General features: G+C 74.7%; 15 protein-coding genes. 8 read left to right on the top strand and 7 right to left on the bottom strand.

What is annotated here, in order from left to right; translation table 11 throughout:
- Positions 1 to 30 precede the first annotated feature (30 nt).
- The 4 genes from LP52_RS22330 to LP52_RS22315 all read right to left on the bottom strand — a co-directional run bounded on the left by LP52_RS22330 (position 31) and on the right by LP52_RS22315 (position 7,162).
- Positions 31 to 1,659: a glycosyltransferase gene (locus tag LP52_RS22330; protein ID WP_040276342.1), complete on the bottom strand. Its 1,629-nt coding sequence runs from the start codon at positions 1,657 to 1,659 to the stop codon at positions 31 to 33.
- Positions 1,656 to 3,755: a glycosyltransferase gene (locus LP52_RS22325; RefSeq protein WP_157036438.1), complete on the bottom strand. Its 2,100-nt coding sequence runs from the start codon at positions 3,753 to 3,755 to the stop codon at positions 1,656 to 1,658. The genes LP52_RS22330 and LP52_RS22325 overlap by 4 nt, the downstream gene beginning before the upstream one ends.
- Entirely contained in the window at positions 3,752 to 4,810 is a 1,059-nt protein-coding gene (locus LP52_RS22320) for a class I SAM-dependent methyltransferase (protein ID WP_338011654.1), read from the bottom strand. Before LP52_RS22320 ends, LP52_RS22325 begins: the two co-directional genes overlap by 4 nt.
- 312 nt (positions 4,811 to 5,122) lie before the next feature.
- Positions 5,123 to 7,162 (bottom strand): acyltransferase family protein, encoded by a 2,040-nt coding sequence (locus LP52_RS22315; RefSeq protein WP_338011653.1) that lies wholly within the window; start codon positions 7,160 to 7,162, stop codon positions 5,123 to 5,125.
- A gap of 447 nt (positions 7,163 to 7,609) precedes the next feature.
- On the opposite strand from LP52_RS22315, the gene LP52_RS22310 reads away from it, so the two are divergent.
- The 5 genes from LP52_RS22310 to LP52_RS22290 all read left to right on the top strand — a co-directional run bounded on the left by LP52_RS22310 (position 7,610) and on the right by LP52_RS22290 (position 16,808).
- Positions 7,610 to 8,158, top strand: coding sequence for a hypothetical protein (locus LP52_RS22310; RefSeq protein ID WP_040276340.1), 549 nt, complete (start codon positions 7,610 to 7,612; stop codon positions 8,156 to 8,158).
- Positions 8,159 to 8,235: 77 nt separating this feature from the next.
- Complete coding sequence (locus tag LP52_RS22305) at positions 8,236 to 9,945, top strand: DUF2397 domain-containing protein (RefSeq protein ID WP_040276372.1); 1,710 nt, start codon at positions 8,236 to 8,238, stop codon at positions 9,943 to 9,945.
- Complete coding sequence (locus LP52_RS22300; RefSeq protein WP_052810150.1) at positions 9,942 to 11,258, top strand: TIGR02678 family protein; 1,317 nt, start codon at positions 9,942 to 9,944, stop codon at positions 11,256 to 11,258. Before LP52_RS22305 ends, LP52_RS22300 begins: the two co-directional genes overlap by 4 nt.
- Before the next feature lie 224 nt (positions 11,259 to 11,482).
- Positions 11,483 to 15,979, top strand: a complete 4,497-nt coding sequence (locus tag LP52_RS22295) for an SbcC/MukB-like Walker B domain-containing protein (RefSeq protein WP_040276339.1) — start codon at positions 11,483 to 11,485, stop codon at positions 15,977 to 15,979.
- Positions 15,980 to 16,193: 214 nt separating this feature from the next.
- Complete coding sequence (locus tag LP52_RS22290; RefSeq protein WP_040276338.1) at positions 16,194 to 16,808, top strand: superoxide dismutase; 615 nt, start codon at positions 16,194 to 16,196, stop codon at positions 16,806 to 16,808.
- 113 nt (positions 16,809 to 16,921) lie between these two features.
- Here the strand turns inward: LP52_RS22290 and LP52_RS22285 are convergent, their stop codons facing one another.
- The 3 genes from LP52_RS22285 to LP52_RS22275 form a co-directional block, all read right to left on the bottom strand.
- On the bottom strand, positions 16,922 to 17,596 hold the full coding sequence (locus LP52_RS22285) for an HAD family hydrolase (protein WP_040276370.1): 675 nt from the start codon (positions 17,594 to 17,596) through the stop codon (positions 16,922 to 16,924).
- A 76-nt stretch (positions 17,597 to 17,672) separates the two neighbouring features.
- The gene (locus LP52_RS22280) at positions 17,673 to 18,305 is read right to left on the bottom strand and encodes a DUF4126 domain-containing protein (RefSeq protein ID WP_040276337.1); all 633 of its coding nucleotides are present in this window, start codon (positions 18,303 to 18,305) and stop codon (positions 17,673 to 17,675) included.
- A gap of 172 nt (positions 18,306 to 18,477) precedes the next feature.
- A complete protein-coding gene (locus LP52_RS22275; RefSeq protein ID WP_040276336.1) occupies positions 18,478 to 18,732 on the bottom strand; it encodes a DUF2630 family protein in 255 nt (84 codons plus the stop codon).
- A gap of 256 nt (positions 18,733 to 18,988) precedes the next feature.
- On the opposite strand from LP52_RS22275, the gene LP52_RS22270 reads away from it, so the two are divergent.
- The 3 genes from LP52_RS22270 to LP52_RS22260 all read left to right on the top strand — a co-directional run bounded on the left by LP52_RS22270 (position 18,989) and on the right by LP52_RS22260 (position 20,372).
- Entirely contained in the window at positions 18,989 to 19,603 is a 615-nt protein-coding gene (locus LP52_RS22270) for a hypothetical protein (RefSeq protein WP_040276335.1), read from the top strand.
- A 227-nt stretch (positions 19,604 to 19,830) separates the two neighbouring features.
- Entirely contained in the window at positions 19,831 to 20,118 is a 288-nt protein-coding gene (locus LP52_RS22265) for a metal-sensitive transcriptional regulator (RefSeq protein ID WP_040276334.1), read from the top strand.
- A gap of 47 nt (positions 20,119 to 20,165) precedes the next feature.
- On the top strand, positions 20,166 to 20,372 hold the full coding sequence (locus tag LP52_RS22260) for a heavy-metal-associated domain-containing protein (RefSeq protein ID WP_040276333.1): 207 nt from the start codon (positions 20,166 to 20,168) through the stop codon (positions 20,370 to 20,372).
- Positions 20,373 to 20,384: the final 12 nt, after the last annotated feature.

The raw sequence follows: 20,384 nt of genomic DNA, 5'->3' as shown, positions 1-20,384 counted from the left end.
GTGCGCCCCGGGCGCGGGCCCGCGGCGGCCTCAGCGAGCCAGCCGCTCGGCCAGCCGCCGCGGCAGCCCGCGGCTGAGCCAGCGCAGCCGCCGCTCCAAGCGGTCGGCGCGTGCGCGCTGGGCCTCGGCCGCCTCTTCGGCGGCGCGCAGCCGCCTCCCCCAGTCGTGGGGCGGTTCCTCCTCCTCGCCGAGGATGCCCGCCCCGCCGATCCAGTGCAGCCCGTAGAGCCGGTCGACCGCCGCGTCCAGTCCCTCCTGCCCGGCGCCCAGCCGCCGCGCACGCGCGAACGCCGCGGTGCGCTCCAGCCGCAACGCCTGCGGCCCGTGCGCGGCCACGCCCGGCGCCGTGAGGCGCACCAGGCCGGCCGCATGCTTGTCGGCCACCCGGGTGATGCGCTCCACGGCGCGGTGCGTCGGCCGGCACCCGGCGGGCATGTGCAGCCGGAAGGGCACCGCCGCGTCGCGTTCGGGCGCCTCCTCGACGAAGGAGACGCGGCTGTCACCGCGGAACGTCTCGCGGATCAGCCGCAGGTCCAGCAGTTCCTCCTCCAGCGGAAGGCGCCGCTCCTCGCCCAGCTCCGACCAGGGTCCGACCAAAAAGGCGCGGATGTCGGGGGCGCTGCCGGACAGCAGCGGCGCCAGCGTGGTCTCGGCCTCCTCCAGCGACGCCGCGGAGACGTCGACGACCACGTCGGCATAGGGCACCGCCCACTGCCGCGGCCCCTGCTTGCGCCGGTTCTCGAAGTCGGGGACGCGCGCCGCCACGAACGGGTGGCGGTACCGGGTGCCGGCCTCGCGCCGTGTCTGCATCTGGGTGCGGCCCAGGTGCCAGCTGCTGGTTTCGAGGTCGGGGACGAACACGGCACCGGTCTGGGCCACCCGGTAGGCGAACTCGGAGTCGCCTCCCAGCACCAGCTCGCCCGCCAGCCCGCCGGCCTCGTCGAACAGGCCGCGGTGCAGGGAGCCCGAGGCGCCGATGAACACCCGGTAGGCCTTGTGGTCGGCCGTGGTCAGTCCGTCTGTGCTGTCGATGATCCGTTCGATCCAGTGCTTCTCGGCGCTGCCGGGGTCGAACAGCTCGGCGGCACGGCCCTGCGAGACGGCGGTGTGCACGCTTTCGGGATCCGGTTCGCCCGGTGTGAAGGGCACGAACAGCTTGTGGCCGAGCACGGCCAGGTAATCGGCGAGGTGGTGCCAGCGCATCTGCGACTCCACATGCTCGCGATGGGCCAGCATGTCGGCGTCCAGCCGCAGCACCACATCGCCCTCGCCGGCCGCGACTCCGCAGTTGACCGCATGCGCCGAGCCCCAGCCGCCCTCTCCGGAGGTGATCAACCGGGTGTTCTCCGGACACACCTCGGGCAGGCGCAGCGGCGGCGCGCTGCCGTCGTCGACGACGACGGTCTCCATCAGGCGGGAGGGATAGCTTTGCGCGGCCAGCGCGGCCAGCACCAGGTCGAGCTTGTCCTGATGGCCGTGGGCGGGGATGACCACGCTGACGCTCAGGGCCGGCTCCCATCCGCCCAGCGGGGGGACCTCCAGCGCCGTGTAGTCGTTGCGGCGGATCCAGGGGCGGGGCGTCGCGGCGGCCGCGGGGCTGTGCCCGGCGCCGTCCGGCTTCGTGCGGCCGCCTGCGGCGCCGTCGTCGACGATCGTCACACCGTCTCGCTTTCTCTGTCGCCTCTGCCCCCGGTGTCGCCTTCTGCGCCGCCGCCCCCGTCGGTCGGCTCGTGCTCGGCCAGCCCCGCGGGCCGGCGCCCCGGCCACTGCCGCAGCGAGTCGCGGAGGAAGGAGCCGTCGTGCTCGACCCACGTGTGCCCCGAAGAGCGGCGCCGGACCAGGTAGTTGTGCGCGTGCGTGCGGTAGACCCGACCGCCGGCGGCGCCGACCGCCAGCAGCAGCTGGGTGTCCACGGCGCGCGGCAGCGGACGGAACCCGCCGCACTCCTCCAGTACTACCCGGTCGGTCAGCAGACTGCCGCCCGACACGAAGGGCGCGGCCCGTTCGGATTCGCCCGGACGCCAGACGGTGCGGTCGATCTCCTCCAGGTAGACGAACTCCGGACCGCAGCCCACCACGTCGGCAGAGGCGTAGGAGCGGGCCAGCAGCAGGTCCGCGAGGTGGTGAGGGCCGTAGAAGTCGTCGTCGTCCCATTTGGCGAGGAGCTCGCCCCGGGCCCGTGCGGCGGCCCGGTTGAGCAGCGATCCGAACACCTCGCCCCGGTCGGCCTCGCACACGGTGATCTCCCGCCCGCCGGCGGCGAAGCGCTCGACGGCGCCGGCGACACCGGGAGCCTCGGTGCCGAACCCGTGCAGCGCCAGCACCGCCTCCAGCTCGACCCCGCGCTGGCGGCCGATCTGCTCCAGCGCGAATCCCACCAGCTCGGGGCGGCGGGTGCACAACAGCACCGACACCCGCGGTTCGGGCGCGGGAGCCGCCCCCGATCGCTCGCCCAGCGCCCGCCAGCGCGCGGACACCGAATGCGCGCGCAGGGCGCAGCGGCGCAGCGCGATGCTGTGGCGCTCGCGGACGAGCCGGTCGGCGAGGTCCTCGGCGGTTGTCGAGGCCAGCAGGGCGAGGAGTTCGGAACCCAGCGGCGCCGCCCATCCGGGCGCTTCCTCCTCGGTGCAGAGCGGGACGCCGGCCGCCGCCAGGCCCGCGACGGCGCGCATGGCCGCCAGCGGACCGCTGTGGCCCGACCAGTCGACGCTGACGGCGCGCAATCCGCGCAGGCGGGCAGGCTCGGCCTCGGTGACCGCGCCGGAGGCGGGAAGGCGCGCCACCACCTCGCGGCCCACGGTGACGGCAAGGCGGCCCTCGCGCGACACGAGCCGTCCCACGCGCCGTCCCGCGTCGCTGACGAAGCCGACCGGGTTGACGACGGCCTCGTCGACCGGCGGCAGCTGCTCGGTTCCGCCCTCGCCCAGGCCCGCGCGCCGGATGCGGCGCGGACCCTGCGGACCGCTGATGGCCGACCACGTCAACTCGTCGGATGCGAGCCGGTCCAGCACCGGGACCTCGTCGTCCGCCCATTCAGGGCGCACGGGGCCGACGGTCCGCAGCGCCACGTCGGCCAGCGGCGTGTTCCTGTAGCGCGGTACCGGCCCCTCGGGCGGTGCGGCGATCGCCTGGGCACGGCCGGGCAGCCACGACGGCGCGTCCGTGCCGCTCAGCGCGGCCGCCGGGGTCGGCGGCGTGCCGCTGCGGCGTCCGAGGGCGCCGGCGGCGATCGCGTGCAGCGCCCCGCCGGGGTCGACGGGTTCCAAGAAGTAGAGTTCGCAGGCCCAGCCGCCGCCGTCGCCGCCGAGCCGGCGTACCCGCGCCTCCTGCAGTTCGCGCCACTGGCCCAGTCCGGGCGCCGCGGGCAGCGGCGGCTCGTGGCGGCCGGAGGATCCGGGCAGCACCGCTACGACCTGGTGGGTGCGGGGCAGCCGACCGCCCAGGGTGACGGCGCGCCGCAGGTCGGCCAGAGTGGCGGCGACGACGGCGACCAGACCGGCCGCCTCGCCGGAGTCGGGACCGTCCCGCTGCCGGGCGGGCTGCGCGGCGCCGGAGGACGCGCCCGCGGAAGGGTTCAGCAGCGGCCCGCCGTGCGCGGCGATGCGTTCCAGGTCGACGCGGCGGTCGCCGGTCCGCAGTGCCGGGGCGCCGAGCGCGTCCCCGGTACCGTCCCCGATGTGGCCGATCAGCGCCGGAGCGTCTCCGCGCAGGCGCAGCGCCCGGTCCAGCACCGCCTCGACCGGTTCCGCGCTCATAGCGCCTTCCTGGTGAAGACGCGGGCGCCCTTCTCCGTCTGCTCCTCGTGTGCACTGAGCTCGGGGAAGACCTGCAGCCAGCGATCGCTGATCGCCCGCTCGTCGGGGCGGCCCGCGTCGTCCAGGACGAAGACCGCGTCGGGGGCGCAGCGGGGCATCAGAACGGGCAGCGCGGGATAGCGCGCCTGGCTGGCGGTGCCCTCGGGCGGGCCGTCGACGAAGACCAGGCCGATGTCGTGCAGGTCCTCCACGGCCGTGGTGTCGTACCAGGGCCGGCTGTCCTCGACGGCGTCCTCGCCGGGGCCGGAGTCGGGGCTCCAGTCGGTCAGGGGCGCGTAGCGGATCTCGACCAGGTCTTCGAGCCCGTGGTCGCGCACCAGCCGGCGCGACTGCTCGGCATAGTGCTCGCTGTGCTCCAGCGCGACCAGGCGCCCCCGGCCGACGCGGCGCAGCGCATAGCCCAGCCATACGCTGGACGCGCCGCTGCCGCACTCGACCACCAGTTCCGGCCTGTGCGTGTCGACGGCGCGCACCAGGACCCGCATGACATCGGGCGAGGCGGCCCATCCGCGCAGCGAGGGCATGAAGGGGGCCACGCCGAGGTGGTCGCGCAGCTCGGCCCAGGCCACCTGCTGCTCGTAGTCGTTGCGGCCCTGCACGGTGACGGCCTTGGACAGCTCCTTGGACATGGACGGCAGGACCCGGGCGCGCATCCGCTTGAGCTCGTTGCGGGTGCTGTCCAGCGACTTGACCATCTCCAGGCGGTCGGTGCCGACGGCCTCGACCACCGTGCGCCCCTGGGCGTCGATGCGCCCGTCCAGATCCTTCATGCGCCGGTCCAGGCTGCCCACCCGGCGGGTCAGCCGCACCACCAGCAGCGCGTTGGCCACCGCGGCGGCTCCGACGGCTCCCACCGCCGCCAGCAGCAGGGCGCTCTCCCAGGCGATCGCCCCCAGTCCCGCCAGTACCGCGAGCCCGGCCAGACCGGCCGCTCCGACCAGTGCGGCAGCCGCCAGGTACTTCCAGCGGGAACGCAGGGAGCGCAGCAACGGCATTGAGGACCTCCAGGATCGTAGGCCCGCCGACCTCGGGACGGGCGGGGGTCTCCCGTGCCGACGGTCGCGCAGCGGCGGACGCTGCGGCGAAGCGGGTCGAGGGCCGCCGGAGCCGGGGGTCACCCGCGCTTCCCAACGGAAACGGGGCGGGGCGCAAGTGACACTAACGCAACGCGTGGGATCGGCGCATCGGATGCGCGCGGCGGCGCATCATTCGAAGGCCGGAGTTCCCGTTCTGTCCATCGGAGGGCAACCTCGGTTTCTCCCGCCCGGGTAGGGCGACGCGGTCCGCACGCGCCCGGCTTCCCCGCGTCACCAGCCGGCCGCCTCCCGCACGCGCTCTTCGAGCATCGGGGCCAGCGTGCGGCTGTAGGTGGCCGTCAGGTGCGAGTGGTCCCAGTACACCAGCACGTTTCCGATGACCGCGGGGCACCGGCCGTCGGGGCAGACGTACTCCGTCAGGTCGATCAGCTCCACGTTGGCCGGGACGTCGCTGCGGCCCTGGGCGGGGTCGGTCGCCGCGTGGCTCCACGACTCCGGCGACGCGCACCCGTCGCGCCCGTTGGCCTCGACGCACTCGGCCCCTTCGAAATCGATCCGGGGCACGTCGCGGATGCCGATGACGTCGACCCCCATGGCGTCCAGCTGCCTCCAGCGCTCCAGGAAGCCCGGCTGCACCCTCTCGCCCGCGTGGGTGGCGCGCGTAGAGGAGGTGAGCACGACGTCGGGGCGCAGCCGGTCCAGCTCGGTCATTGCCCCCGCGCGCCATTGCACGCACTCGGGGAAGGGCTCGCCGTCACGGGTGGGCGGGTCGGTGCTGAACTGGCAGCCGCTCTTGGTCAGCGAGACGACCCGCCATCCGTTGGCCTGGGCCGCCTCCCACAGGGCGGCGAACCAGTGCGCCGAGCGGGAGGCGCCGACCAGAGCGACGGTGTGCTCGGCCGACTCGGGCCCGTACTCGCAGACGACGGCCTCGGTCTCCTCCAGGCTCGCGTGGCAGCCGTCCTGGTAGGCCAGGTTCTGGTCGGCCTTGGCGTCGGCGGGTGCGGGCAGCACCGGCGCCCGGGGCGTGGTCTCGGCCACGCGCGGATCGTCCAGCACCGCGGCACCCGGGTATCGGGCCTGGCCCGACGCCGCTTCCGCCCGCTGCAGGCGTTCCCGGCTCTCGTGGGCGAGCTGGACCGACCACACCGACGAGGCCGCCACCACGGGCACGAGCGCCGCGGCCGCCGCGCTCAGCGACCACAGCCGACCGCGCGGTGCGCGTTGCAGCCGCACCATGCCGTCCTGCACCAGCGCCTTGGTCGCCGCGGCAAGCAGCACTGACAGCGCCAGCACCAGGCACCCGCCCAGCGGGCCGGCCACCTCGCGGCCGGTGACCTGCAGGTAGAAGACCAGCACCGGCCAGTGCCAGAGGTACAGCGCATAGGCCAGGTCGCCCAGGCGTGTCACCGGACCCCACGACAGCAGGCGGTCGGCGCCCCATGAGCGGTCGGAACCGCCGCCCAGGATCACCAGCGCCGCCGCGAGCGTGGGCCACAGCGCGATGTAGCCGGGGAACAGCGTCGATACGTCCATCAGCGCCCCGCACAGCACGAGCGCCGACAGCCCGATCCAGCCCAGCACGGCGCGGACGCGCCCCGACAGTGCCAGCGCCGGCGGCAGCAGCGCCAGCAGCCCGCCCAGGGCCGGCTCCCACAGGCGTGCTCCGGTGTCGAAGTAGGCCCAGGGCTGGTCGGCTGCGGTGATGTAGACCGAGTAGGCCAGCGAGCCGGCGAACACCGATGCAAGCGCGACCGGGAGGGCCCGGCGCACGCCCACGCCCAGCCGCGCCGCGACCAGGGCCGCAGCGGCCACCAGCGGCGGCCACAGCAGGTAGGCCTGCCCCTGGATGGACAGCGACCAGAAGTGCTGGAGCGGGCTGGCGGCGCTGTTCTGGGCCATGTAGTCGACCGCGTTCAGGGCCAGGTGCCAGTTCTCGAAGTACAGCGCCGAGGCGAACACCTGGTCGGCGGTGGCCTGGAGCTGCGATCCCGGCAGGAGGAAGGGCGCGGCAGCCAAGACCGCCGCGAGCACCACCGCCGCCGCGGGCACGAGTCGGCGCACCAGGCGCGCGAGGAAGGCGGGAAAGCCGACGGTGCCGTCGCGCTCCAGCCCGCGCACCAGCGACCCGGTGATCAGGAAGCCGGTGAGCAGCAGGAACACGTCCACGCCGCCGGATACCCGGCCGAACCAGATGTGGTAGGCGGCCACGAGCACGACGGCCACCGCACGCAACCCCTGGATCTCCGGACGGTAGCGGTTCCCTGCGGCCCGGGACGCGCCGCCCGAGGCGTGCGCGGGCGCGCTCACGGCGGGGGCTGGGGAAGCAGCGGCCGGGCCACGGGCCGAGGACGACGCGGACATGGGTGGCGGTGACCTCCTGGAGTAACGGCAACGCAGCGAGCCGGAGCACGATCCGGGCTAATGGGCGCGGAACGCCGAACCCCGCCCTTGATGCGAGCATTCACCGATTCCCGAAGGCCGCTGTCGAATGCTACGGCGCACCGCATCGCCCCGGTGCCCCCGGGGCACGAGCGGACGGCACGACCGCGGCGGCGGGGGCTTCCGCAAGGACAGGTTCCGCATTCCGGCGTGCCGCACGGGAGGACGGGGACCGACCGGTGAGTAAACTTCCGGACAAATGCCGTCGGTGCTTCCGCTCCCGTGTCCCGATCGCCGGGGTTCGGCGGTGACGATGTGCCGCGTGTCCCGTGGTGTCCGCCCCACCGCCGCTCCCGTCTCTATCCAGGGGTGCAAATGCGTGTCTTCGTGCTGAACACCGGCCGCTGCGGTTCGGTCACCTTCGCCAACGCCTGCGGGGAGCTGACCGACTTCGCGGTCGGCCACGAGAGCCGGGCCCACCTCGCGGGCGATGACCGCTTGGACTTTCCCGAGCGGCACATCGAGGTCGACAACCGCCTCTCCTGGTTCCTGGGCGAGCTGGACGAGCGCTACGGCGACGAGCCCCTCTACGTGCACCTGCGCCGCGACCCCGAGCAGGTGGCGCGCAGCTTCGCCCGGCGCTGGGACAGCGGCGATCCGGCGGGGGTCATCACGGCCTTCGCCGGCGCACTGGTCAAACGGCGAACCCCCTGGCCCCAGGAGCAGCGGTTGGAGGTGTGCCGCTACTACGTACGCACCGTCACCGCCAACATCGAGACCTTTCTGGCCGACAAGCCACGGCAGATGACGGTGTGGCTGGACGAGGCCGACGAGTGGTTCCCGCTCTTCTGGGAGCGGCTCGGCGGCAAGGGCGACTTCGACGCCGCGCTCAAGCACTTCGAGGTGCGCCACAACGCGAGCTGACAGGCCCGCGCCGCGCCGATCCGATGGCCGCGGACCGTGCGCGTACGTCGCGCGGACGCACTAGGTTGGTGCACGCCATGCGCAACGACGACGCCGACGAGCCCATGCGGGCCACCGGAGACAGCGGCACCCCCGAGCCGAGCCGAGCGGCGGCGCCGGTCGATACCGCGCCCGCCGGTACGGCCGACGCGGCCGAGCACCCGGCCGACGACGGCGCCGACCGGCTCCGGCTCTACGGCTACCTCACCGCGCCCGAGCGCCGCACCTACCTGGCGATCATGCGGCTGTTCACCTCCACCCTGATGGCCGACCTGGGCGCCGGGGAGGTCGCCGCCGCCCTGGCCGGCGCCGAGCGCCGCGGCGAGATCGACACCGGAGAATCGCGCCTGGAGGTGGTCGTCGACCGCCTGGAGCAGCTGGCCCGCTGGGGCAACCTCGTGCCGGGGCGGCGCGAGCCCGCGGCGACCATCGCCGAGTTCACCCGCAGCCGGGTGCGCTACCAGGCGGCCAAACTGGCCGTACGGGTGCAGCGCGACGCCGAGGACGTGCTCGACGTCGCCGAGGGCGCCCGCGAGGTCTCCCGCGAACTGCTGCCGGCCATCGAGCGCGGGCTGGCCGACATCGAGCGCACACTCGGCGAACTCGACGACGCCGAGCAGGGCCGCGGCCCGCAGGCGGCCTCCGCCCGCGGCCTGCGCGAGCGCCTGGCCCAGCAGGTGACCACCCTGTTCCTGCAGCACGAGGAGTTCGCCGCGGCAGTGCGCGACTTCTACGCCTATCTCGGCTCGGTCATCGCCCGCTACGACCTGGCGCCCGAGGAGACGGCCGGGTTCAAGCACATGCTGCTGGAGTACGTGGAACTGATCGCCCAGGACGTGCTGCGCCACTCCGAGCCGGTGGTGCTGCGGCTGGGCGCCCTCAACCGGCGGCGCGACGAGCTGCTGCGGCGACTGGAGACAGGACCCGGCGGCGACCTGGCCGTGCGCCCGGCCCGCAGCGGCCAGACCGAGCTGATGGAGCGCGCCCCCGGTCGGCGCGCGGCCGACTGGCAACAGCTGACGGGGTGGTTCGTGGGCCGCCCCGGCCGCCCTTCCGAGGTCGACGCGCTGCGTGAGGCCACCAGCCGCGCCATCACCGCCCTGTTCGCCAACGTCAAGCGGGTGACCGGCGCCGGAGGGGTGGACCCCGGGCGCCGCCGCGACCTGCTGCGGTTGGCGGGCTGGTTCGACTCCGCCTCGCCGGAGGCCGCCCACGACCTCTACGCCGCCGCCTTCGGCCTGTTCTCCTCGCGCCACCTCGCGCTGGCCGCCGACGACGACTCCCCCGATCCCTCCCGCACGTGGCCGCAGGGCCGGCGCATCGACGTCGAGGTCAACGTGCGCAGTCGCAGCGAACGCGCCCCCGGCGGGCCGGCGCCGCGCATCAGCGACGACCCGCTGGGACGCGCCGCGCTGCTGGAAGAGGAGGAGCACCGCCGCGGTCGGCGCAGCGCCGCGGTGGGCGAGCTGGCGGCGGCCCGCGAAGATCTGGCGGGGGCGCGGCTGTCCAGCGACGCGCTTGAGGTGCTGTGCGAGCTGCTGACCCTGGCCGGCGCGACCCGCGACGGGCCCGCTGATCAGGGCAGCGCCTCCGATTCGGTCACCGGCCTGACCGTGGTGCTGGAGCCGCGGCCGCAGGGCCGGGTGGCGCGCATCGGCTCCGAGCTGGGTGCACTGGAGTTGCACGGCGTGGACGTGCGCCTGCACGTCGAGGACCCGCTGGTGCCGGGCGCGGAGGAGGCGCGATGAATCGCCGCGACCCGCTCTCCGCCGGCGACACCGCCGCGTTCGAGGGCCTGGACGACATCGAGGCCGCCCAGGTGCGCCGGTGCGCGCGTGTGCTGCTGCGGCGCCCGCTGCTGCGTGCCGAGGGGCCCGACGGCGAGGCCCTGTCGGCGGTGCGGCGCTACGCCGACCGGCTGCAGACGCTGTTCGCGGGCTACCTGGGCTACCGGCTGGTGGTGGAGCCGGGCTTCGCCCGCCTGTACAAGACCGGACGCGTGCCCGACGGCGTACGCGGCGCCCACAAGCCCAACGGGGCGCCGTTCACCCCCCGGACCTACGCCTACCTGGCTCTGGTGCTCGCGGTGCTCACCGGCGGGCAGGGCCAACTGCTGCTGTCGTCGCTGGTCGCCGAGGTGCGCACACTGGGCGCCGAGGCGGGCCTGGAGTTGGGCTCGGGCATCGTCGACCGGCGTGCGCTGGCCGCCGCCCTGCGCCACCTGATCGACTCGGGGGTACTCACCGAGACCGACGGCAGTGTGTCGCCGTGGGCCGAGGACGCCGAGCGCGAGGCGCTGCTGACGGTCGACGCCGAACTGCTGGGCCACCTCGTCGCGGCGCCGCTGGGGCGCGTGGAGTCGCCGGAGGAGCTGGCGGGCGATCCCGCCACCGCGCCCGCCGCACGGGTGCAGGCGGGCGCCGGCGCCGATGAGCGCCATCGGGTGCGCCGGCGGATCGTGGAGGACCCGGTGGTGGCGCACTCCTCGCTCTCGGCCGCCGAGCGCGACCGGCTGCGCGCCGACCTGGGCGCCGAGGCGCAGCTGCTGGAGGACCTGACCGGACTCCGCCTGGAGGTGCGCGCGGAGGGCGTGCTCGCCGTGGACCCGGAGGGCTACCTCACCGACCTGCACTTCCCGGGCACCGGGACGGTGGCCCGCATCGCGCTGCTGGCCTCGGCCGAGCTGCTCGCCGACGCCCCGGAGGAGGACGGCGCCCACGACGGCGAGGACGGCTGGGTGCCCGTCACCGCCGAGCGGCTCTCCTCGGCCGTGGCGGGGCTGGCCGAGCGCTACCCGCGCGCCTGGTCGCGTGAGGCGGTGCGCGACACCGGCCGACTGGCGCGGTCGGTGGTGCGGACCCTGGAGCAGTCCGGCCTGGCCCGCACCGGCACGGAGGGCACGGTGGAGATCTCTACCGCGGCGGCGCGCTACCGTCCGGTGCCCGACGGCCCCGAAGGCGGCGAGAGCGGCGAGGGCGCCGAGTCGGAGGAGACCGAGTCCGGGGGCGCCCGCACCGGCGCCCAGCCGACCGCGGGCCAGGACGCCCTCTTCGGCGTCTGAACCCGGCGCCCGGCCGGCCCCGGCGCGGTGCGCTGTGCCGAGGCTCCCCGCCGCGTCGGCGCCGTCTTCTACCCTGCTCCGCAGGGGTCGGCCTCATCCGCCCCGAGGGGACAGGACGCTTTTGGAGGTACACGATCAACGCCAGCGAGCCCGATCAGCAGGCGGTCGCCGCCGCCGCGCCGAGCGCGGACCCCGGAGCCGGCGACGCGCCCCCGCAGGGCGCCGTGCGCCCGCGCGAGCGGTGGCGGCTGCACCGCGGCGGCGTGGTCAACATGTGGCAGTACCGCGACGAGGAGTTCGACCTCTCCGGCGGCCGCGTCATCTTCAAGGGCACCAACGGCTCGGGCAAGTCGCGCACACTGGAGCTGCTGCTGCCGCTGTGCCTGGACGGCGACCTGCGCAACATGGGCTGCAAGGGCTTCGACACCGTCAGCATGAGCCGGTTGATGCTCGACGACTACTCCGAGGGCGGGATGCGGCTGGGCTATGCCTGGATCGAGCTGCGCAGCGCGGCCGCCGACGGCACGGAGGAGTTCGTCACATGCGGCGTGGGCGTCAAGGCCAGCGCCTCCAGCCGCCAGGTCAGCGACTCCTGGCGGTTCATCACCCCGCAGCGGATCAACAAGGACGTCGCGCTGACCGAGCAGGACCGCCCCATCAGCCAGGCCCGGCTGCGCGAGCGCCTCGGCGAGGACGCCGTCTTCAGCGGCCAGGAGGCCTTCCAGCAGCGGGTCGCCGCCGCCGTCTACGGCATCAGCGGCGGCAGCCGCTATACCGACCTGCTGCACCTGCAGCGCACCCTGCGCAACCCCGACATCGGCCTGAAAGTACTCCAGGGCCAGCTGGAGCAGCTCCTCTCCGACGCGCTGCCGCCGGTCGACCCCGACGTCATCGCCCGCACCGCCGCCGGCCTGGACAACCTGGAGGGCGTGCGGCGCAACGTCGCCCGGCTGCGCCGGGCCGACACGGCCCTGGGCGAGTTCCTCGAGGGCTACCGCGGCTACGCCCTGGGCGTGCTTGCCGACCGCGCCGGCAAGCTGGAGGCGGCCGAGGCCGAGGCGGATCGGGCCGGGAGCCGGCGCGCCAAGCGCGAGGCCGAACGCGCCGCCGCCGAGGAGGCGCTGCGCGGAGCCGAGGCCGAGCGCGACGCCGTCACCGAGCGCGCCGACGCGGTGCAGACCGAACTGGAGGCGCTGAAGGCCTCGCCCGCCTACAGCGCGCTGGGCGACCTGGAGGACAAGGAGGCCACCGTGGCCTCCCAGCGCCGCCACGTGAGTGCCGCGCTGGAGAACGCCGCGGGGCTGCGCGCGGCCGAGGAGCAGTCGGTCGCGGCGATCGAGCGGGCGGCCGCGCTGGTCGCGCGCCTCGGCGCCTCCGCGGCCTCCGGCGCCGCCGAGGCGCGCGAAGAGCTGGCGGGCGTAGGGCTCGCAGAGGCGCTGGGGCGGTTGCCCGAGCCGCCTCCCGAGCCGCAGCGCACCCGGACGTCTGAGCACGTGCTGCTCTCCGCCGAGCCCGGCGCACGCCCCGAGGAGGTCAGCCGTCCCGCGGCGCCCGAGATCCCCGCGGCCGGATTGGAGGAGGCCGCCGCCCGAGCCGCAGAGCAGGTCGAGGAGGCGGGCCGTGCCGCCGCCGAGCGCGGCCCCGAGCTGTCGGCGCTGCGCTCGCGAGCCGAGCACCTCGACGAGGAGGACCGGCGCGTCCAGCGGCTGGGCGAGCACGCCGCGCGCACCGCCGAGGACGCCGACGCCGCCGCCCGCCGAGTGCGCGAGGCCGAGGAGCGGCTGCGTGATCTGGGCCGGGCCTGGGCCGAGGCCGTCGAGCGCTGGCACGCCGAGGCGCTGCCCGCCGACGACCGCCCCGAGTCCGGCGAGCTGCCTGCGGTGCCCGACGGCGACGAGGTGGGCGCCGGCCCCGAGGCCTACCGCGACACCCACCGCACCGTGCGTACGGCGCTGCAGCCGCGCGTGCGCGCCGCCCAGCACGCGGTGCTGCAGGCCGAGCAGCGCCTGGCCGACACCGAGGGCGAGCACGAGCGCATCACCGCCGAGCTGGACGAGCTGCGCGCCTCGGCGGAGGTGGAGCCGCCGGCCCCGGCGCTGACGACCGCCGAGCGCTCGCCCGCGCACGGTGCGCCCTTCCACCGGCTGGTCGACTTCGCCGAGGGGCTGCCCGCCGCGGCGCAGGCCGGTCTGGAGGCGGCGCTGCAGGCCTGCGGCCTGCTCAACGCATGGGTGCGCGCCGACGGCTGGGTGGGCGGACTCGCGGGCGACGACACCTGGGCCCTGCCGGGTCCGCCGTGCGCGGGCCCCTCACTGGCCGACGCCCTGCGCCCCGCCGCCGGTGAGACGGCCGTGGACGCCGAAGCGGTCGAGGCGCTGCTGGGGTCGATCCCGCTGCTGGCCCCCGCTGCGCGGGAGGCTGCGGTCGGCGCTGCGCTCGCGCCGCTGGTCGAGCCTGCAGCCGGCCTCGGCGAGGCGGACCGTGCCCGGTTGGCCGCCGCCCGGCACAGCGGCCTCGCCGACGTGCTCCTGGCGCCCGACGGCAGCCTCACCACCGCCGACGGCACCGCGCTCGCCCCCGCCGTCTCCGGGCAGCCGTCACCGGCAGACCTGCTGCGGCCCCGCGCGGACGGCGGCAGCGACAGCGGCATCGCGCAGGAGGACGTCGCGCGGGCGCTGCGCTCCCATGCGCTCCCCCAGGCCGAGGCGGGCGGGTCCGGCGCGTTGGCGGTGGGACCCGACGGGCGCTGGCGCGCCGGTGCGCTGTGCGGGCTGCACCGCAAGCCCGCCGCCGAACACATCGGCGCCGGCGCCCGCGCAGAGGCCCGGCACCGCCGCGCCGCCGAGCTGGAGGAGCAGATCGCCCGCACCCGCGCCGACGCCGAGGCGCTGCGCGAGGAGCTGGCCGCGGCCCAGCGGCGCGAGTCCGCCTGGCACGCCTGCTTGGAGGCCTTCCCCGACATCGGCGAGGTGCTGCGCGGCCATATCGAGACCCAGTCGCGCCGCTCGGCCGCCGCCCGCGCCGCCGCCGACGCCGAGGAGGCCGAGGCCGAGCACGCACGCGCACGCGCGCGGCTGAGCGCCGAGCAGACCGACCACAAACGCGCCTGCAGCGAGCTCGGCGTAGCGTCGGGCGCGGCCGAGCTGCGCGAGCTGTGCGAACGGGCGCGCCGCGCCGCCGAGGCGCTGGAGGGCGTCGGCACACTGCTGCGCCGCGACTACGCCGAGGCGCTGCGGTCGCTGGCCGCCGCTCAGGACGACCACGCCGGCACCGTCGAGAGCCGCCGCAGGGCCGAGGACGGCGCCGCCGAGACCCATCGCGCCTACACCGAGGCCCATGCGGTACTGGCGACCCTGCGCTCGGGTCTGGGCAGCGACGCCGAGGAGGTCGGCGCGAAGATCGGCGCGCTGCAAGAGGAGCGAACCGAATTGCGCAATCGCGCGCCCAAGGCCCAAAGCGAGGTCGAGGCGGCCATCAAGGCCCTCGCCGACGCGGAAGGGCGCCTGGACGCGGTGGACGAGCAGGTGCGTTCGGCCCGCGCCGCGGTCGCCGACGCCGAGGACGCGCTCACCGACGCCGCCGGGGTCGGCGGCGTGTGGGAGGCCGCCACAGGGCAGGTCGAACCGCCCTTCGAGCGTGCCGAGCTGCGTTCGGCGCTGGCCGAGGCCGTCGCCGAGCGCGCCGACACAGACGCCGGCGCCTCCGGTGCCGAGGCCGCAGGCGCCAAGCGCTCCGGGGCCAAGCGCCGCTCGGGCCCGGCCGGGGATCCCGCGGCGCTGGAGCGCGACCTCATCGGGCGCCTGCAGACACTGCAGTCTGCGCTTGCCGGCACGCACGACGTGCAGGCCGACCGGCATCGGGGCATTCTCACCGTCACCGTCAGCGAGGAGGCCGGAACCGCGCCGGTCGCCGCCACCGCCCGCGCCACCGCCGCCCGGCTCGCCCAGGCCGAGGACAACCTCACCGAGCGTGAGGAGAGCGTCTTCGAGGAGTACCTGCTCGGCGACATCGCCGAGGAGCTGCACCGCCAGATCGGTGCCGCCGAGGCGCTGACCCGGCGGATGAACACCGTGCTGGAGGCCGCCCACTCCAGCCAGGGCGTGCGGGTGGAGCTGTCCTGGGAACCGTCGCCGCAGCTGGACCCGGCCGAGCGCGCGGCGTTCGCGCTGGCCAAGAAGCCGCTGGCGCAGCGCGCCGCCGAGGAGAACGACCGGCTGCGCCGGGCGCTGATGGACCGCATCCGCGCCACACGCGCCCAGGGCGGCGGCAGCGGCTACGCCGAACTGCTCTCGGGGGCGCTGGACTACCGCCGGTGGTACACCTACCGGGTGCGCATCCACGACACCGGCCCCGACGGGCAGCCGCGCGACCGCCGCATCCGCCAGCTCTCCTCGGGCGAGACCCGGCTGGTGTCCTATGTCACCCTGTTCGCCGCCAGTGCCGCGTTCTACGACGCGCTGCAGAGCGACGCCGACGGCCCGCTTCGCATGGTGCTGCTGGACGAGGCCTTCGAGCGGCTGGACGACCCCACGATCGCCCGGCTGCTGGAGTTGCTGGTGGACCTGGACATGGACTGGGCGATCACCTGGCCGTCGGGCTACGGGGTCTCCCCCAGGATCGACCGCATGCACATCTACGACATCCTCAAGCGCAAGGGCGCCTGGGGTGTGGCCTGCGCCCGTACGACCTGGAACGGAGCCGGATTCGAGCGCGCCGGCTAGGCCGGTTCCGGCACCGGCCCGCGCAGTCGCCGGGCGTCGCGGGGATAGGAATCGCACGCTTTGGGTAGCGCCGCCGGGGAAGCTCCGGATTATTCCCGGATCGGCCTGTCATAAGGGCTATACAGGCGGCCCGGGGCCGCTGCTGATAGCTTCATTACCGGCGATCAAAGTCGTCCCGCAAACATTGGAATCGCGTCAGAGAGGTGCGTAGATCATGCCTGCGCCTTACGAGCTCCCCGAGTTGCCTTACGACTACTCGGCGTTGGAGCCGTGGATCTCCGGTCAGATCATGGAGCTGCACCACGACAAGCACCACGCCACCTACGTCTCGGGTGCCAACACCGCGCTCGACAAGCTGGCCGAGGCTCGCGAGAAGAACGACCTGAGCACGGTCAACCTGCTCGAGAAGAACCTGGCGTTCAACCTGGCGGGGCACGTCAACCACTCCGTCTTCTGGCCGAACATGTCGCCCGACGGCGGCGACAAGCCCGAGGGTGAGCTCGCTGCCGCCATCGACGACCAGTTCGGGGGCTTCGACGCGTTCCGCGCCCACTTCACCGCTGTGGCCACGGGCGTCCAGGGCTCGGGCTGGGCGATCCTGGCCTGGGACATCCTCGGCCAGCGGCTGATCATCGAGCAGCTCTACGACCACCAGGGCAACCTGGCCGCGGGCTCCTACCCGCTGCTGATGCTGGACATGTGGGAGCACGCCTTCTACCTGCAGTACAAGAACGTCAAGGCGGACTACGTCAAGGCGTTCTGGAACGTCGTGAACTGGGCGGACGTGCAGCGCCGCTTCGACGACGCGCGCAAGGTGCAGCTGGCCTGAGGCCGGCGCGGCCTTCCGGCGCTACCGCCGGTCAGCGAGGGGCGGCACCGCCGGTGCCGCCCCTCGCCGTATGTCGCACCCCGTGCGACGGCCCGCCGGGCGGCGGGGATCGCTCAGGCGCACAGGGCGGCCACGGCCTGTGCAGGGGTGGCGACGACGGGGTGGCCGGTGGCCTCCAGCCGCTCGCGGCTCATCAGTCCCGAAGCCACCAGGACCGCCTGAGCGCCGGCCTCGGTGGCGGCGCGGCCGTCGTCGTCGATGTCGCCGACGAGCGCCACGGCGGCGGGATCGACGTCGAGTTCGTCGAGGTGGGCGGCCAAGTGGCGGGCCTTGGAACCGTCGGGCGTGTCGAAGCGCCGCCCGTCCACGCGGGTGAAGTGGTCGCCGAGGGCGCGATCGGAGATCAGGCTGACGAGTTGGTCGTGGGCGGCCATCGACAGCAGCGACTGCGACCCGCCGTAGGCGTGCCAGTCGAGCAGCACGTCGGGGACGCCCTCGGCGAGTCCGCAGGAGGGCAGCATCGCGGTGTAGTGGTCGTCGTAGAGTCGGTTCAGCCGCGCCCACTCCTGCTCGGTCAGGCGGCGGCCCAGCAGGTCCTCGTAGCAGCCCAGCAGGGGCCTGCGGAAGAAGGTGCGCCAGAAGTCCAGCTCGACCGGCTCCCGGCCGAACTCGGCGCAGACGCGGTTGAGGGCGGCCATGTTGGCGTGGTTGTCGTCGAGCAGCGTGCCGTTCCAGTCCCAGACGATGTGCTTGACGCCGTTGAGGCGAGCGAACCCGTTGTCTTCCACGCTGAGCACTCTAAGCCACGGCCGCCACCGCTCCGGGCTCCGCCCGCACGTGCGGGACGCCTCGTCGCGGCCGGCGTCAGGGCACGCCCGGCGCGGCGGCGGACTCGCGGCCGCGGCGGCGCCTGCGCCGCCGCCGGGCCCACAGGCCCACCGCCGCCAGCAGCACCACGGCGACCGCGCCCAGGACCGGGACGACGACGGCCGCCACCGAGGTCAGCGCACTGGCGACGTCCTCGGCGGCGCTGACCACCGGGCCGCCGGCGCCGAAGGTGACCGCGTTGAGGACCGGGCGTGCGCTCGCCTTGAGCAGATGGAAGACCAGCGCGATCAGCACCCCCGAGGCGATCTGCCACCAGGCCGCGCCCGTGTCGCCGCCCGACGCGCCGTCGGCGAGGGCGGCGAGCTCGGCGGCGGAGGCGGAGGAGGCGCCGGCGCCGGCGCCGAACGTGATGCCGCCCGAGGTGGGGCGGACGAGGGTCTGCACGACGTCGTTGAGGCTGTCGACGGCCGGGATCTTGTCGGCGGCCAACTCCAGTACGAGCAGCACGCCGAGGACGCCGAGCACGGCGGGGTGCTCCAGCCACTGCCATCCCTCGCCCAGCGGCAGCAGATCGGTGTAGCGCGCGAGGAGCCCGACGGTCAGCAGGGGTATGTAGGCGTTGAGACCGGCGGCCGAGGCGAGCCCGGTCCCGGTCAGTAGCTCCAGCATCGAGGGGCGGCCCGATCCGTCTCAACTGCTCTGGTCCACCGGCGCCGGCGAAAGGCCCCACGGTGCGCGCGGCCGCCGGCACGGGTGTGCGGTCGCAAGGTGAGACGCCGCGGCGCGGCCGCGGGTTCCGCCTCGCCGGAAGCGAAGCCTCAGGCCCGCCCGCGCCGCCGGGTCACTGGCGGTAGTTCTCGACCTCGTCGACGGACCGCGGGTGGACCATGTCGGGGTCGTCGCCGAACTCCTCGCGTGCGCGGCGCTGGCGCAGCAGGTCCCAGCACTGGTCGAGTTCGCTCTCCAGCAGGCGCATCCGCCGGCGCTCCTCGGGCGTCAGCCGGTGCTCGCTCTGTTCGCGCAGATCGCGCTCCTCGGTCACCAGAGCGTCGATGCGGCCGAGAATGCTGCTCTCCTGGCTTCGGGAGTCGTTCATACTCCCCATGGTCGGCGGCGCAGCGCGGGCTTGGCAAGCCCGCGTCGGCGGCTTTGCGCTGCGGATTCGCCCGATGCGCTCGCGCGCAGCGCCCAGGAGGAGCCCGGGCGGCGCACGAAGCGGCTGCCCGCAGGCGATCGGCGCGCCCCGAAGGTCTAAACGCGCCTTTTCAGGGGGATTGCACGGGCGGGAGGACGCGCCGGGCCCTCCCCCTCGCGCCGTACCGCCGATACGCCCGGCGCCCTTGGGAGACGCGATGAGAGTCTACGCCGACCGCCCCCTGCGCTTCCTGCTGCAAGCCGCCGCCGACCTGCTGACCGCCGGATGGATCGCGGCGTGGGTGTGGGCGGGGATGGCGCTGCACGACATGCTTGCGGAACTGTCCGCACCCGGCGAGCTGATCGAGTCGGCCGGCGACGGCGTCGCCGCGAACATGGCCGACGCCGCCGATCAGGTCGCACGCGTGCCGGTGGCCGGCGAGAGCCTGGCCGCGCCCTTCAGCAGCGTCGGCGATGCGGGTGCGTCGCTGAGCGAGGCCGGGCAGGGATTCCAGGAGACCATGGCCACCGTGGCGCTGGCGCTGTCCCTGATGACCGCGGTGGTGCCCGTGCTGTTCGCTCTGGTCGCCTGGCTGCCCACGCGCGGGCTGTGGATCCGCCGGGCCTCCGCCACCGCCGCGCTGCGGTCCATGCCCGGCGACCGGGGCACGTCGCTGCTGGCGCTGCGCGCGCTGACCTCCGCGCGCCCGCGTCGGCTGGTGAAGGCGGCGCCCGACCCGGCGGGTGCCTGGCGCTCGGGCGACGCGGCGGCGATCGCCGCGCTGGCCGAGGTGGAGCTGCGCCGGATGGGGCTGCGGTCGCGCCGCACCTGAGCCCGACCGTGTGCCCTGCGCCGCGCCCGGTCCATCCGATACACCCCGTGGGTACCGGTTCGCGGCGATGCGCCCGCCGCGGAGGCGATACTGGGGTCGTCGCGCGGCCGGTATGGTGCCGGGGCGACGCACCCCGGCGCGGGAATTCCGTACGCACACAGGGCGCTGCTATACCCGAAGGGGGTATATTGATGGCTGCAGAGCGGGACACCCAGGAGAGCACTCAGATGGCCACTTACGGCTACCACGACAACAAGAAGAGCCACCTGGACCGGCTCAGCCGGATCGAGGGGCAGGTGCGTGGACTGCAGCGGATGGTCGAGAGCGACTCCTACTGCATCGACGTGCTCACGCAGACGGCCGCGGTGAACAAGGCGCTGCGCTCCTTCGCGCTGTCGATGCTCGACGAGCACCTCAAGCACTGCGTCGGCCACGCCGTCGCCACCGGCGGCGAGGAGGCCGACGAGAAGGTGCGCGAGGCCTCCGAGGCCATCGCCCGGCTGGTGCGCTCCTGACCCGCCTTGCGCGAAGGAACGTGCGTCCGGAAGGAAAGGGGTCGGCCATGGCCGCCACCACCATCACCGTCAAGGGCATGACCTGCGAGCACTGCGTGAAGGCGGTGACCGAGGAGGTCTCGGCGCTGCCGGGCGTGACCTCTGTCGACGTCGACCTGGGCAGCGGCCGGGTCGACGTCGAGAGCCGAGACCCGCTCAGCGGCGAGCAGCTCGACGCCGCGATCGACGAGGCCGGCTACGAGATCGTCCGCTGAGCGCCGCCGCCC

Origin of the sequence: Streptomonospora alba, assembly GCF_000826685.1 — a bacterium.
GTDB classification, from domain to species: Bacteria; Actinomycetota; Actinomycetes; order Streptosporangiales; family Streptosporangiaceae; genus Streptomonospora; species Streptomonospora alba.
The sequence above is the reverse complement of the archived record's forward strand: the minus strand, read 5'-3'. Positions and strand labels throughout refer to the sequence as shown.